The sequence below is a fragment of the Acaryochloris sp. 'Moss Beach' genome, assembly GCF_021497025.1.
GTDB classification, from domain to species: Bacteria; Cyanobacteriota; Cyanobacteriia; order Thermosynechococcales; family Thermosynechococcaceae; genus Acaryochloris; species Acaryochloris marina_A.
On the sequence record NZ_CP071717.1, the window covers coordinates 4,259,240 to 4,274,667 of the forward strand.

11 protein-coding genes and 1 pseudogene are annotated in these 15,428 nt (G+C 47.2%); 9 read left to right on the forward strand and 3 right to left on the reverse strand.

Features of this window, described 5'->3' with window-relative positions:
• Window positions 1–3 precede the first annotated feature (3 nt).
• Both HRE53_RS20145 and HRE53_RS20150 read right to left on the reverse strand, forming a co-directional pair.
• Complete coding sequence (locus HRE53_RS20145; protein ID WP_235107702.1) at window positions 4–1,524, reverse strand: phenylacetate--CoA ligase family protein; 1,521 nt, start codon at window positions 1,522–1,524, stop codon at window positions 4–6.
• Between the two features lie 57 nt (window positions 1,525–1,581).
• A complete protein-coding gene (locus HRE53_RS20150; RefSeq protein WP_235107703.1) occupies window positions 1,582–3,213 on the reverse strand; it encodes a CHASE domain-containing protein in 1,632 nt (543 codons plus the stop codon).
• 906 nt (window positions 3,214–4,119) lie between these two features.
• On the opposite strand from HRE53_RS20150, the gene HRE53_RS20155 reads away from it, so the two are divergent.
• The 5 genes from HRE53_RS20155 (at window position 4,120) to HRE53_RS20175 (ending at window position 10,702) form a co-directional block, all read left to right on the forward strand.
• Window positions 4,120–5,061, forward strand: coding sequence for a MoxR family ATPase (locus tag HRE53_RS20155; RefSeq protein WP_235107704.1), 942 nt, complete (start codon window positions 4,120–4,122; stop codon window positions 5,059–5,061).
• A gap of 3 nt (window positions 5,062–5,064) precedes the next feature.
• Window positions 5,065–6,027: a MoxR family ATPase gene (locus HRE53_RS20160; protein WP_235107705.1), complete on the forward strand. Its 963-nt coding sequence runs from the start codon at window positions 5,065–5,067 to the stop codon at window positions 6,025–6,027.
• 3 nt (window positions 6,028–6,030) lie between these two features.
• The gene (locus tag HRE53_RS20165) at window positions 6,031–7,362 is read left to right on the forward strand and encodes a DUF58 domain-containing protein (RefSeq protein ID WP_212665020.1); all 1,332 of its coding nucleotides are present in this window, start codon (window positions 6,031–6,033) and stop codon (window positions 7,360–7,362) included.
• Window positions 7,359–10,073 (forward strand): transglutaminase family protein, encoded by a 2,715-nt coding sequence (locus HRE53_RS20170; protein ID WP_235107706.1) that lies wholly within the window; start codon window positions 7,359–7,361, stop codon window positions 10,071–10,073. The genes HRE53_RS20165 and HRE53_RS20170 overlap by 4 nt, the downstream gene beginning before the upstream one ends.
• A 305-nt stretch (window positions 10,074–10,378) precedes the next feature.
• The gene (locus HRE53_RS20175; RefSeq protein WP_212665023.1) at window positions 10,379–10,702 is read left to right on the forward strand and encodes an STAS domain-containing protein; all 324 of its coding nucleotides are present in this window, start codon (window positions 10,379–10,381) and stop codon (window positions 10,700–10,702) included.
• Between the two features lie 133 nt (window positions 10,703–10,835).
• On the opposite strand, the pseudogene HRE53_RS20180 reads toward HRE53_RS20175, so the two are convergent.
• Window positions 10,836–12,585: pseudogene (locus HRE53_RS20180) on the reverse strand (NFACT family protein).
• A gap of 340 nt (window positions 12,586–12,925) precedes the next feature.
• Here HRE53_RS20180 and remA point away from each other — a divergent pair.
• The 4 genes from remA to HRE53_RS20200 all read left to right on the forward strand — a co-directional run bounded on the left by remA (window position 12,926) and on the right by HRE53_RS20200 (window position 15,391).
• Window positions 12,926–13,195, forward strand: coding sequence for an extracellular matrix/biofilm regulator RemA (gene remA / locus HRE53_RS20185; RefSeq protein WP_212665025.1), 270 nt, complete (start codon window positions 12,926–12,928; stop codon window positions 13,193–13,195).
• A gap of 260 nt (window positions 13,196–13,455) precedes the next feature.
• Window positions 13,456–14,013 (forward strand): guanylate kinase, encoded by a 558-nt coding sequence (gene gmk / locus HRE53_RS20190; protein WP_235107707.1) that lies wholly within the window; start codon window positions 13,456–13,458, stop codon window positions 14,011–14,013.
• On the forward strand, window positions 14,010–14,513 hold the full coding sequence (locus HRE53_RS20195) for a DUF3122 domain-containing protein (RefSeq protein ID WP_212665027.1): 504 nt from the start codon (window positions 14,010–14,012) through the stop codon (window positions 14,511–14,513). Before gmk ends, HRE53_RS20195 begins: the two co-directional genes overlap by 4 nt.
• Window positions 14,514–14,755: 242 nt before the next feature.
• The gene (locus tag HRE53_RS20200) at window positions 14,756–15,391 is read left to right on the forward strand and encodes a peroxiredoxin (RefSeq protein WP_235107708.1); all 636 of its coding nucleotides are present in this window, start codon (window positions 14,756–14,758) and stop codon (window positions 15,389–15,391) included.
• Window positions 15,392–15,428 lie beyond the last annotated feature (37 nt).

A 15,428-nucleotide genomic window follows, 5' to 3' on the forward strand; every position in this document is an offset into this window, starting at 1 on the left:
AGGCTAATCGATTCTTGAGTTCTCTGGAGATCGGGTATATCGGTGTTTAATCCCTACTGGAAAGTAGGTCGGATCGCCGTTAGCCAATAAGTGAATCTGTGGAGTTTGATAGCTTGCAGGAACATAGTTAGCAAATTCACTATTGAGTCTGCGAAGTTGTTGCAAGATGGATTGAGCCATCGCATTTTCTTTGGCTATGCTAGCCGTTTGACCTGGTGCAAGTTCTACATGAATTACTAAATGAGAATTCTCATCTGTATCGGTTTGTACCTGCATCACAAATTTGCCTGTGACCCAATCGCAAATCTCCGGCTGTTCTAGACCCACCGTCACATTCTCTGGATAGATATTGGCCCCAAAAAACGACACGGTGAAATGAGAGCGGCCAAACACATAGACAAAGGGTAGGGGGCGAATAGGGGCATGGCCTTGCTGTTGCAACGTTGTAATCGCATCAAAACCATGAGCCTGTAAAAATGCCAACATCTGATCGAAGGGGAGAATACCACCGCGATCGCAAATATGATACCGAATCAGTGGAATTCCATTGTCCCCTGAGAACAGCAAAGTCCCCGCCTCTGTTACCTCAAAATAGCGGCTACTTGGGTCGTACTGCACCAAGGTGGGTAAGCGAGGCTCCCCGAAAAGCTCAGCGGCAATCTCAGGGTGATCAGCCAAGAAACGACGAATGCAAATGCTGAGTGGGGTTTCATTTCCCAACACGCCTGCATCTGCCGTGCCATATAAAGAGGCCGAGTCAAAGCAAGGGTTTGTTGAACCCACCCGAGTCCCGATTAAATCTCGCCATGTTTCGCTAAACACTTCCCCGGCCATCACCCATTTGAGATGGTATTGAGGCCACGGAACCCCTTCTGTCAGTCCTGTATCAATGACATCCTTGAGAAATGGTGGATATCCCAGCAGTACAACCTGTTCAAACATCGGCCCCAGGGCTTGTACCACCCGCAGAATTTCAGTTTTATTATTGCCAGGCGTAATCACTGTGAGGGGATAGCCTTTACTGGCTAAATGACGACAACAGTTGGCGGTATACATCCCTCCTACCCAGGTCCCTAAGGCAAAGCAAACCACCGCGAGAGTCCGCTTTTGATCTGCGGCAAAGCTATCGGCAAAAATTTGCTCAAAACGAGTCGCAATTTGATATTCATCAGTGATGAAGCGCGGCCAAAAGGTCGGTTCTCCCGTCGATCCAGAAGATACCGCCATCATGTCACAGGTCTCCAACTTGCCGTCACGACAGAGACGAGGCAGTGGAAACTGCCGTAAATAATTATCTTTAGTCGTTAGAGGTAGAGTGACAAAGTCTTCTAGCGTCTGAATTTGTGTAGGGTCAATCCCCTGTTGTTGCAGGAAGTCTTTGTACGCCGGAACCGTCTGGGCAACCCGATGAAACAAAGATAGGACTTGCGCAGAGACAGAAGTTGGGGAAACAATCAGCTCCTCTAAGGACGTGTCGAGGAACGTCTGTAAAGCCTTAATTGTATTCCGGAGAGAGCCAGCCATAGAGAGAGAGGAAAGTACTCCCCTTATCTTGGCAAACCGCTAGCGTTCGAGTCGATATTATTGAGACTGAAATTGTAATTCTTGAGATGCCTGGTCAGAGGGTCCTAATGTATCAGCAAAGGAGGGGATATGGATCAAGGCATGTTGATTGCGTCCAGCATCCTTGGCTTGCATCAAGGCTTGCGTGGTTTTATCCACTAACTTTGTCATGGGGATATCATGGGCAGGTCGCACAAACCCGATCCCTATACTGACAGTGACATATTCACTAATGGGGGAATAGATATGTTTGATTTTTAAGGCTTCTATGGATTCGATACAGCGCTGAGCTAGAGGTTCGGAATTAGCGGTATTCGGTAGCAGTAGAGCAAAGGTTTCCCCTTCAAATCTGGCCACCAGGTCTGCAGGACGCTTGAGAAGAGATTCTAATTGAGACGCAATTTTTTTCAGACAATCATCGCCAGCAACAAACCCATATCCCTCATTAAATTGTCGGAAAAAATCTAGATTGATCAGAAATAGTGTCATTGGAGTCTGCTCACGAATCGCTCGCTTCCACTCTTTATCCAAACAGTCATTGAAATGCCGTCGGTTGGCAATAAAGGTTAACTCATCAGTGGTAGAGATCAGAGAAAGTTTTTTGTTGGCTTCTTCTAATTCCTTGGTGCGATCGCGGACAACGGTCTCCACAATCTTCGACTGCCGTAGGATAAAGAACACATAAGCTTCAGCCAGCACCGTAAATACTAAACCAACCCAGAACACCGCCCAGGGTAAGCCACTTCGCTTCTCATTGAAATAAACATTAGAGGGGATAGCAGCGATAGTCCATTGCTGACCCGCAATAGGTTTGAGATCGTATCGATACTCATGTTCAGACAGCGACTGGCCTAATTTCGATTGCCGAGCATAGGGAATGTTCTCTGGATTGGCCGTGTCAATGAGTTGAAGGTTGATGGCATCAACAGCACCCGGTTGAATAGCAGCATTGACCAAATCACTGATTCGGAAGACCCCCAAAACCAAACCTTGCAAACGTTGGCGTCTGCTGTCTAATGTGTTGGGTTGGTCTTGATAGACCGGGATGAAGGTGATGAAGCCTTTTTGGTCTTCTCGCTCCTGCACCAAGGTCAAATTAGTTGTGGATTGGACCATCCCCGTATCTATTGCTAAGGTGATAGCTTCCATGCGACTGGCATCGGATGCAAGATCAAATCCTAAAGCTAATTCATTGCCTGCAAAGGGTTCCAGAAACGATACCGGAAAATAGTTTGATCGTTTCTGGGCACGAACCATCTTGCCTTGACTGACCTGTTGGGTAATTTCAAAAGCAGGATAATCTTGTTGCCGCTGTTTGATAAAAGTTGCCCGGTCTGCATGTTTAACTTTAGGCACCCATTCCAGAGCTTGAATATCTTTGTGACGAGCTAAGAGGTTGTGAGTGAACTGTTTGAATTCTTTTGGTTTGACCTGATCAGAACTATCAAACAAAAGTTTGAGGCTATTAATGACTTCCATCTTGGCATCAATATTGGCCTCCAAGCGATGGACCTGCTCATTGATATCCTGCTGAAAATCTTTCTGAATAGATTGAGTTTCTAGATAATAGAACTTCGTTGCCAATAACGCTGATAGACCAATTCCCAATATTCCTGTGGGAATAGAAATTAACGCTATTTTTCTGTTCAAAACGAATACTCCCCTCTAGATTACTTACAAAAACAGGTCGATAAAGCTAGATCAGTCATCCATCCTGTTTCATTGGGCAAGTAATAATTATCATTCTGTATAAAAAAATAGGGACTCACCGACTAGTGAAAATATTATTGTTAATAAATCAATGTTGTCCTACGCCTATTTTGCCCACTTAACAGAGGTAAATGTAACAATCATTTTATGCTTTGCTGACGAAATAAATTTATTTTTTTCAGGTAGCTAAAAACCTAAAGTCATTAGCCACTTTGGTTCCTGGATAAAGGTATAAGAACCAAAGCTCACACAAGTAGAATAAGTTTTCTTAAAAATGATTTTTTATCATACAAAAGTTATACAAAAACGCATTAAAAACATTCATCTATATTTAGAAGATTATCGATATGTCTTACTGGGGGCATGTTACCCAAGTGTTGGCTCATCGGTGTGCTTATCTTAATGGCCTAATGGGCTTGCAAAGATGCCATGCTCCCCTCTTATGGTGGCTCTTGGATGTCTGGGTTAGTATGAACATTAGCAGATAATTCTTGTGCCTTGTCCAGTTCATTCCGGAAAAATTCTACTGAATTGTCACTTGTCTTGACACTTGTAAGTTGCGTCAATAGAAGTTTGAATTTATTCTGGAAAAATGAAAGTGCCAGCATAACGACTGATGGCTATACCATTTCTTTTATGAACTCAAGGATTAGCTTTACGATATCTATTGCGATGGCAAGCTTTAACTGATTGTTCATTGCTAAATCAATAGTAGTGGCCGAGAGTAAGAAAGACGCTAAGATTAAAAACTTTTATCAGAAAATAAGATCGAATATACTGCAAGACCTCTGATAATAAGCGGGTATTCTAAGTAAAAAAGTATTCATGACAGTGTCATCCTTGCCGATGTCCGGGGTTTCCGGCCAAGAAATCTATCGCCGCTTAGCCAAAAATATCCAAACCGTTGTCAAAGGACAGAAGCCTGCCATTCGCAAATTATTGGCAGCCTTTGTTAGTGGTGGGCATGTGCTTTTAGAGGACTATCCCGGCACGGGTAAAACGACCTTGGCCAAAGCCTTGGCTCTATCCGTTGATATTGAATTCAAACGAATTCAATTTACCCCTGATCTACTGCCCTCAGACATTTTGGGTGTATCGATTCTCAATCCCAAAGACCAAACCTTTGAATTCCACCAGGGCCCCATTTTTGCCAATTTGATTTTGGCGGATGAGATTAATCGGGCCTCTCCTCGCACCCAGTCGGCCTTACTAGAAGCGATGGCCGAGTCCCAGGTCAGCATTGATGGCCAGCAGATGAAACTGCATGATCCATTCTTTGTGATTGCCACTCAAAACCCCATCGATTCTCAAGGCACCTACCCTTTACCTGAAGCTCAGATGGACCGTTTCTCCATCCAGTTTGGACTGGGGTATATCTCCGCCGAAGAAGAGGTGGAAATTTTGTCCAATCAAATGCAGGCCCACCCGATTGAACAGTTGCGTCCCTGCCTATCTCTAGAAGATGTTTTTACCCTCAAACAAGCGGTGAAGCAGATTACCGTTAGTGAGGACCTCAAGCAATACGTTGTCAATATCGTCAATGCCACCCGTCAAGCAGAGGAAGTCCAACTTGGGGCCAGTCCCCGAGGGTCCATTGCCTTGATGAAGATTGCTCAAGCCTTGGCCCTGTTTGATGGTACCCCTGCTGTCCGCCCCAAACATATCCAAGAAGCCGCAGTCTCAGTCTTAGCCCACCGACTAGTGATGGATCCGCAAGCAAAATTCGCGGGAAAAACATCGGAGCAGGTGGTGATGGATATTATGAGACGGCTTCCCGTTCCGGCATAACTCATGGTGGTCTTAGCAACTCAAACCCATTGCTCGGAAGGGCAAACCATTTATCGTCACTTGGCTGACAATATCCAGCAGGTGATTAAGGGGCAGAATGCGGCCATTCGCAAATTACTGGCGGCCTTTTTTAGTGGTGGCCATGTGCTGTTGGAAGACTATCCCGGCACGGGTAAAACCACCCTCGCCAAGACCCTGGCCTATTCTGTCGATATTGCTTTTAAGCGAATTCAGTTTACCCCTGATTTGCTGCCCTCAGATATTTTGGGAGTGTCCATTCTCAATCCCCAGGACCAGACCTTCCATTTTCATGAAGGTCCGATTTTTGCCAATCTGATTCTGGCAGATGAAATTAACCGGGCCTCTCCTCGCACTCAATCAGCTCTCCTAGAAGCGATGGCTGAGTCCCAAGTGACGATGGATGGCCAGCAGCGACAGCTGCGTGATCCCTTTTTTGTGATTGCCACCCAAAATCCGGTGGACTTCCAGGGCACTTACCCTTTGCCGGAAGCCCAAATGGATCGGTTTGCCTTGCAGTTTAGTTTGGGGTTTGTGTCTCCTGCTGACGAAATTAAAATCCTGACCCAGCAGCTAGAAGAACATCCCCTCCAGCAGGTTCAACCTTGCATCTCCTTAGAAGAGATCTTTACTCTCAAGCAGGCGGTGAAACAGGTGCGGGTCAGTCGGGAACTCAAACGCTATATCGTCGATATCGTCGCTGCTACTCGGCAGGTACCGGAGGTCCAACTGGGGGCGAGTCCTCGCGGATCACTCACCTTAATGAAAGTGACCCAAGCCTTAGCCCTGTTCGATGGCTATGAGTATGTCACTCCCGATCATATTCAGGAAGTTGCCGTAGATGTGTTGGCCCATCGGCTGGTGATGTCTCCCCAAGCTTGCTTTGCCGAACAAACCGCCCAGGATTGCATTGACCGTATTCTGACTAGTATTCCGGTGCCTGCCTAAGTTATGGATGTATTGACGTATCGCTGTCTCCGTTTCATCTATGTCACCCGTAAATGGCTGGTGCAGCAGTTTACGCCTGCAGGATTAGGGGTATTGGGGGGCGGTATTGGGAGTGCGATCGCAAGTCTCGGTTCCACCCGCAGCATGTGTCACATTCTTTTCTTCTTTGCCTTTGCTTTGCTGATCTTGGCTACCATTGGCAGTCGGTTGATTCAGTTTCGGTTTAAGGCCACCCGCCTGCTGCCCCGCTTTGGCACCGTTGGTGAACCCTTTCCTTACCAAGTGGTGATTCAGAATCTCTCTCCCCAGCCCCAAAAGGGATTAAAGCTGGTCGAGACTTTTGCCGCCCCCTTTCCCAGCTTCCGCGAATTCATTCAGATTAAGCGCCGCTATCCCGTTGGCAACCAATGGCGGCCCCATTGGCGGCGCTACCTAGTCGAGCAGCAGTGGGCTAAGGCTCATCTGCAGGATCTGCCACCCCTCTCCACCAAAGGTAAAACCAAAGCTATGGTGGAAATCCTTCCCTTGCGACGGGGCAGTTTGCATCTCGAAACCATTACTCTCGCTTGTCCTGATCCCCTGGGCTTAATTTATAAACACCACACCTACGACGTCGGCCAATCCTTGTGTATTTTGCCTCAACGCTATCAGCTCTTGCCGCTAAACCTCTCCCAAGCTAGTCAATACCAGTCTGGTGAAACCCTCCGCACCTCCGCAGTAGGAGAGGCCCTAGAATTCCGCTCCCTACGAGACTATCGAGCGGGAGACCCCACCAATAAGATTCACTGGAAAAGCTGGGCTAAAGTCGGTCGTCCCATTGTCAAAGAGCAACAGGACGAGACCGCCATCCACCATGCCTTGATTCTAGATACCTTTCAGCTAGAACCCCACAGCCCCCTCTTTGAAGAAGCTATTGCTGTGGCCATCTCTTTTCTAATGCAAGAACAGCCTGAAGCCTCCCTACTGGATGTGATCTATGCAGCAGCCGATCCTCGTTTAGTTACCGTGGGCAAGGGACTGCGCCAACGGGCACAAATCATCGAAACCGTTGCTACTCTCAACCCCAACCCCCATCGAGAACTGGAGTGCCTCAATCCGATCCTTCAATCTCGCTTGTCCCGACTCAGCGGCTGCTTCTGTATTTTGCTGGGCTTTGATGACACTCGCTATGCATTTCTGAAAATGCTCAGCCAGTATGGCATTCCCATCAAGGCTATTTGTCTGTCAGACCTTAGCCTGCATATGGATCCCCAGTTTCAAGAATATTTTGGCCCCCAGTGTCAGCTGCACTCCGGGACCATATCCAATCTACAACAGGAGTTATTGGCCCTATGAAGCAATCAGCGCCAACTCTCTGTAGCCTATCCCTCTGCTTTTGGGGCTATCAAACCGGAGTATGGATCATCGCGATTCCCATGGCCTTAGCCCTGGAAGCTAGGGAAATGGTTAAACAGCGCTGGCCCCTCACCCTAGACCGACTCAAGCAACTTCATGTTGTAGCCCTATTTTTATGGTTGCTAGCTGTATTTTTTCTCCCCCCGAATTCTCCCGAGGCCATCCCCTACGCAGCCAGATATCATTTGATCAAATGTTTGCCCATCGGACTATTTCCCTTCGTCCTGGCTCAGACTTACTGTAGAAATTTCGTCTCAGTCTATCGCCAATATCTAGGCAATATCGCCCAGTCTTGGAAAACAGTTAATTGGTATTACCCCTACTTTGGCATTTGTCTACTCGCCGCCAGTGCCACCGGCGGCAACCTGTTCGTCTTCCTGGCTATCAGCGCAGTACTCATTGCGCTTTTCTTAGGAACAGTACGCTGGCCCGTTAACCGCAAACTCTCCCTACGATTTTCCCAGTCCACTTTTTATGGTCTGATTGTGCTGGCATTGGTCCTTAGCCTGATCAGCACCCATCAGTTTTATTGGCTCCAGGCCAATGTTCGGCTCCCCGGCCCCGCTGTTTTCGGCGACTTTATTCAGAAAATGGCTCGAATTTGGCCCGACGATCCAGGTCGAGGTTACCAAGGGGATCTGGATCGGTTATTGGAGGATATGGAGCTAGAAACTGACACAATTGTTAGGTCCAAAAACGGCAATCAAACTTCCAATACGCCTGGCAATACTGACTCACCTAGCATTTCCAGCGGCACCCCTTCAAGCACCCCAACATCGGGAACGCCAAGCAACTCCGGCAACGACAGTAGCAACCCCTCCACCCCCGATGGTGCAACTCCAGAAGATTCTACTGAAGACTCATCCGCCACACCTGAGCAAGAACCAGATTCAGACATCAGTCAGCCCAACGAGGAAACCAGTTCCCCAGACATTTTCGATCCCAGTCCTGCACAGAACCCTGGAACCTCTCAACCCCCAGATAATTCAGCGCCAACCAGTGGACCAGGCCGTAAAAATCCAGGACAGACGAAAGCTCCTAGTCAGCAGCCCCAGCCCGGTCAAAATGATGGGCAATCCCTCCCTAGTCTTGTGCAACGATCAGGCGGCATCGTTGACCCTGAAAAAGCCCAAACTCAAATCGGTAATATTGGTTCCCTGCAACGTTCCAATGCCATTCTGTTTCGGGTTGCTCCTAACCAAAAAGCCAATAGCCCCAAACCCCAATTTCCGCTCTATATTCGAGAAGCCACCTACAACCAATACCAGTCAGGTAGCTGGAATGCTGTCTGGTCCAAATTTACGGCCAAACGTCCACGGTCCAACCGCCAGAGCTGGCGCTTTGGTGCAACAACGAACCGAACGACTTCAGTCCGCATTTCATCTGAGTTACTCCAGAAGGAAGGAATCTTAAAACTGCCCCTGGGTACTTCTGAAGTCAACCAGCTTAAGGTTAGAACCCTGAAAGAAAACCAGTACGGTACGGTTGGCATCCAGGGAAAGCCTGGTCCTCTCGCCTATACAGTGCAGTTTTATCCTAGACAATCTCTAGACAGTCCACCCACCGTCTTTGATAAAGCTGTCCCTACCGCTGAAAAGCCTACCCTCAAAAAAGTTCTTAATTCCTTGGATCTAGATGGTAAATCTGACGCAGATAAGGTTGAGGCCGTTTCAGCTTTCTACAAAACCCAGGGGTTTCAATATTCCCTCGATCTGCCAAAACCCAAGAAAAACAAAACGCCGATGGCAGCTTTCTTGCTAGACCATCGGTCGGGCCATTGTGAGTACTATGCCTCGGCTACCTCACTATTGCTCAGATCGGCAGGCATCCCTACTCGCTATGCGGTTGGCTATACCGCCCATGAATACAGCCCCACGGAACAACAATATATTGTCCGCCTCAAAGATGCCCATGCCTGGGTCTTAGCCTATGTAGACAATACCTGGGTCAAAGTCGAAACCACCCCAGGTGGTGGAATGACCCCAGAGCAAAATACGGGGACGGCCCAAAGTGGCAACGCCCAAGAGGGTTCCACCCCATCCCAAGAGGGTTTCACATCACGGGATGGAAACTCAGCCCAGGACGGCACCTCATCTGAAGATGGCTCCTCAATGGAGGAAAATAACAAGCCACCCTCTAAATCTTTTTTCGAAAAACTATCTGAAGCTTGGTCTGAATTAATGACCCTGCTCTCTAAAAATTCGGAGACCCTGATTTGGGCCGGTTCAATGATTGTGCTGGGACTGGCGATTATTTTTGGATCTATCTATTTAATCTGGAGGATGATCCATAAAAAACGTTCACAGCAGTCAAAAAGACGGAGATATCAGGGAGCAGAACGCCCCCGAAAACCGACCACTGGCGGCCTAGACTCTGAGTTTTACCAAATTGAGAAACGTCTGGGAGATTGGGGGCTTGCACGTCTGCCCTCGGAAACTATCCGCAAATGGTTGGGGCGATTGGATCAGGAACTGCCCGATGGATATATGAGTGAACTGCATCAAATAATCGATTTGCACTATCGCTACCGTTTTGACCCCCAAGGTCTCACTGAGGAGGACAGAGAAAAGTTGAAACTCATGATCCAATCTTGGCTCAGTGAATTTAAACAACTGACTGTACAAGGGACTCGCTCAACTACAAAGCGCTGAGGAGAAGCCTATCATCCAGGGCTGTTTCAAGCTCCTAAAAGAAAATCTGAAACCAAGATTTTTGTGTATCCAGATTTCCCATAGCACGATTACTTCTTACGGATTTCTAGTGCTTTTGAAATACCTCTAGTGAACTTAAAACAGTCATGAGGTTTACTTGTTGTGTTGAGAATGTTCACTCGCATTCAGAAAGGGGAATTCTGGATACACAACGAAATTCCTAATGGTTACGGGTCGTTCATGGGTAGCTTTTTCGCTTTTGCCTGACTCAAAACCTAAAAAGACCTGAACTAGGAGGGCAACCAATGAGCTATAAAATTATCCAACCCATTAGCCTGACAGACGGGATTGGTCTTAACCAATTACGCAATGAAGTTAACACTGTGTTAGACGGAGGAGTATCCACGATCCTTTTAGATCTACAAGATGTCACCTTTATCAATAGTTCGGCAATTGGTGCCTTAGTCGCGATGCATAAAGCAGTGCACGGTAAAAGTGGCACTCTATCTTTATGTTCCATGAGAAAACAGGTTAGTCTTGTCCTTAAATTATCTAGAATGGACCAAATTTTTGAGATTTTTGCAGATCAGCAAGCATTTCAGCAAAAACAGGAGACTCCTGTTATTTAGCCTTCTAGCATAAATTCAGGCTGCATATCCCACGGTGGAACTCAGATTACGCAAAAAAGCGTTCTCCAAACAGAGCAAACTCAACTCAGGTCAGTTGCCTTACAGGCCAAGGGACTAGATAGAGCAGGATATCCTAACCTGTGCTAGGAGCATGAACCCGATCCTTCACAGATTGGGGCTGACCCCAAATTACTTGCTCATGCTTATAAATCACCATCCCTGGTTTAGCCCCTTTGGGCTTATACACATTTTTGGATTCGGTATAAATGACAGGAACCTGGTGGCTTTGCCGAGCCCGACTATAGTAGGCCGCCATATTGGCAGCAAACTGCATATCTCCTGGTTCAGGAACAGCTCCTGCCTCTAATCTCAAGAGCACATGGCTACCCGGAATTTCTTGGGTATGAAACCACAGATCGTAGGTAGTGGCTGTCCGAAACGTGAGCAGGTCATTCTGACGATTATTGCGACCAATCAGTAGCTCCCATCCCGAAGGAGATTGATATTGGTAAAACGGAATTTCAGGTGGGGCATCTTTGCGATACTCCAGCTTCGGGAAATAGTTTTGCAAGATCAGTTCATCTCGAATATCGTGTAGCGTTAACAAATCCGCAGCATCTTCAAATTGCTCTAACTGCTGGATACTGGCTTCCACTTGATCTAAATAGGCAACCTCTGACAGCACCTCTTCTAGCAAAGGCTGCACTTGGGCACGAGAGCGTTTCAGTTTTTGATGGCGTTTGTACCAAGCTTGGGCATTTTGGACTGCGTTTTTTTCTGGATTGAGGGTCAGCGTTCGAGGTTCACCGGATTCAAAATCCTTCAAAGTTAGGGTTTTCATTCCCAACTGCCATTCATGCAAATGGGCCATCAGTAAGTCAGCCCGTTCTCGATAGGCTTCAGCCGTGTCTGAAGCCTTCAACTGATCCTGAAAGGTTTTAGCTTTCGTGTTGAGTTTCTTGAGATGGCCTTTGACCTTTTGCTGCAGCTGATGCCGAAGTTGTTTAAAGACCTGCTCGCCTAACTGCTGACTGTAATACTCATCCAGCAGGATTTGAGTATCGGTAGCAGGATGCGTGATATCCCACCCCAATACCGTATAACTCAGAGACTCGCCTCGACACCATCCAGGGGTAAAAGATTGGTTCTCTAAAGCCGACAGCCAATCCTGCCAAGCTTGAAATAGCCGTTGCCAATCTGCTTCTTGTAGCTGTTCTGTAGAGAGATCGGGTTTCAGAGCAACGGTAGAAAGCATGGACAACACCAAAGCCGAACTCAAACCTCGATAGGTTTTGAGTAAATTCCGTTTGAGGGGACCCGGCACTAGGCCTACTTGCCGTTGCCAATGTTCAAAGGATTCTGACAAGGTCGGAATGGGGTCGGTGAGGTGAGGTGGGGGTTGGTAGAGGTCTCCGGTTTGAATAGGGCGAACACTGGACTGTTGAGCGCTAACTTGGTGGGCTGCCGTGACAATTCGATTTTCCGCATTGGTCAATATGACATTGCTGTACTTGCCCATGATTTCTACATAGACATGCCAATCAACGGGGGCTTGAGGGCGCTGTCCAATCTGCAGGTCAATCACCCGTTCCCAAGCGGCAATCGGTTCAATGGCAATCAAAGCAAGGCCATTAAGCTGATGGCGTAGCTGTTGGCTAAAGGTAAAGGTATCTGCTCCTTTGGGTGGGGGTGTTCCCATACAAATTCGGGCAGCTTGGGGATGCCAACTGAGGGCCAGCCACCCCCCGCTGATCGAGGGTACGCAGGCCAATATAGACCGTGAACCGATCTTGCTGAACCACCTGTTCGATGCGTGCGGGTAGCCATTGCGATCGCAACTCGCAGCACGCCGCTGTTAATGTCGTAAAGTCAACCTGTTGCACGGGTAATTACAAGTAAATGGACCTCTTGGCTGTGGATCCAAGACTCTCAAACCAATCTTTCACAAATTTATCCATATTTTAAGGATTTATACTGATTTGTCGATTCAAGCCTTGGAAAGCTGATTTTACATGACTATTTTGTATAACTCGATACATTTTTTGCCTAAGTAATCCTGTAAATCCTTAAAAAGCTTTCTATGACTAGAAATAAATACTTAAAAATAGGTTGTAGGTCTAGATCTTTTGTGGATAAGATGGAAAAAAGGAAGATATCAGAGCTTTTTTGGGTGATGCGCTCTGATATTACAAAAGGTTGGAATCTGCGTGAGGATTTGTATTTATGGACATCAAGTTAATCAATATAGGCTTTGGCAATATTGTCTCTGGAAATCGAGTGATTTCCATAGTCAGTCCAGAGTCTGCACCCATTAAGCGTATCATCAGCGAAGCTAGGGATCGGGCCCAGTTGATCGATGCTACCTATGGGCGGCGCACACGCGCAGTAATCGTAACCGATTCAGGCCATGTTGTCCTGTCTGCAATTCAGCCAGAAACGGTGGCTCATCGTTTTATGTCCAACAAGGACACGACTAAGGATTCAGATAAGTAGGACGACCTATCTCCTTCAGGATTGGTATCGAGCAAAATGTTTCCTTTACCCGGTACATCCTCCACCAGTCCTCGAAGGGAATGCCTTGTTATTTGGCATTTTATTTTCATAAAATGAACGGAGTTCGGTTTAGTCTGAAATTTAAATTTTCGTGCTGACTAACCCCCTTATTTCTTCATAGAAAAAGTTCAAATCAGGCTTAACCCGAACGGGCGTTAAAATAAGGTGTTTTTCCCCTATGAAACGCAAGGTCACAGGTAATGACAAAAACGGGTAAGCTGATCGTCCTGACCGGACCCAGTGGTGTTGGCAAAGGCACCTTACTACAGCGGCTCTTGCAAGCCTGCCCAGACTTATATCTTGCGGTTTCAGCCACGACCCGTTCCCCCCGAGAGGGAGAAGTAGATGGCAAGCATTATTACTTTTTGACCAAAGATCAATTTCAAACCCGGATTGATCAAAATCAGCTCTTGGAATGGGCCGAATATGCGGGCAATTTCTATGGAACGCTACGGGAACCCGTGATGCGGGAAATTGCGCAAGGGCAGAAAGTTATTTTGGAAATTGAATTAGTTGGGGCTCGTCAAATCCGAGATAAGGTTGCTGAGGCCTTTCAGATCTTTGTTAGTCCCCCCTCTGTGGCTGATTTAGAAACTCGTATTCGAGGGCGAGGCCAAGATTCGGAGGTCGCCATTACCCGTCGTTTAGACCAAGCCAAAATCGAACTGGCCGCAGCCGATGAATTTGATTTTCAGCTGGTCAACGATGACCTAGACTCAGCGTTGCAAACCCTTAAATCTAAGGTGTTGTCGTTATGATGCTTCGCCGTCTAGTGGCCGTATTGCTATTGCTGCTGAGTCTGAATATATTTCCCCTGCCAGCCCAGGCTGAAACCCATCTCTACCAGGAGAAACCAGGGCAAGTGACGTTGCGATCGCAACAGAGTCTCCAAGACCAGGCCCAACGCAGTTGGCAAACCATCCTCTTTAAGCGCTATATCGACAACCAGCTCGAAGGAATATTCTTGCGTCTCGTGGGATTTCCTGGTCAAGTTGAAGTGGCTCCTGAGCAACCCTTGCAATTTAGCATCGCCGACCAATTTCGTTGGCAGTCTCAACCCGCCATGGATGGGACCACATTGATGCTTCCAGATAACGTCGGTCAGTACGACGTCCAGCCCCTGCTTGAAAATCTAGATAACGATACTCGCCTCGTCTTAGAAATTCCTCTAGTGAGTGGTGTACCTGCCAACCTTGTCGCCCCTCCTGCAGTAATTCATGAATGGCGAGAAGTGACTCAGTTTTCTCCTCACAGCTAAATTGAGCCCCCTAGAAGACTGAGAGGCCATGATTCAAGCAAGCCTCTAAGCCTGAAAATCTTATGCTGTTTTGAATTCAAGGATTCCTAGCTTGACTTCAATCCCTCTATTTTTCAAGATTATTCTTAGTCAACTACATTAAGAACTGTTTCTCGGTCGGGAAACCGGACATTATCCGAATTCGGTTATGGCATGATCTCATTTGTAACCACATACCGACCTTTCATAACAGGAGTTTCACCATGTCTTTGCGACTAGGGGACACCGTACCTAACTTTACTCAAGATTCCACTGCTGGCACAATTGACTTTTTTGAATGGGCTGGCGATAGCTGGGTTGTTCTCTTCTCGCATCCTGCGGACTACACCCCCGTTTGTACCACTGAGCTAGGCTCTGTATCTAAACTCAAGCCTGAGTTCGACAAGCGCAACGTCAAAACCATTGCCCTGAGCGTTGACGATGCTCAATCCCACAAGGGCTGGATTGGCGATATCAACGAAACCCAAAATACAATGGTTGATTACCCCATCCTGGCGGATGCGGATAAGAAAGTGTCTGATCTCTACGACATGATTCATCCCAACGCCAACGCTAAAGTCACTGTCAGAACGGTATTTATCATTGACAACAATAAAAAGCTGAGAGCCTCCATTACCTACCCACCTAGCACAGGTCGGAATTTTAATGAGATCTTGCGGGTCATTGACTCACTCCAATTGACTGATAACTATCAAGTTGCCACTCCCGTGGACTGGAAAGATGGTGACGATGTCGTTGTTGCTCCCACCATTCCCACGGAAGAAGCCAAGAAGAAGTTCCCCAAAGGGGTCACTGAAATCAAGCCTTATTTGCGGATGACTCCTCAACCTAACAAATAAGCCTTGCGTGATTAAGACTGCGATTTCCAACCCCCAC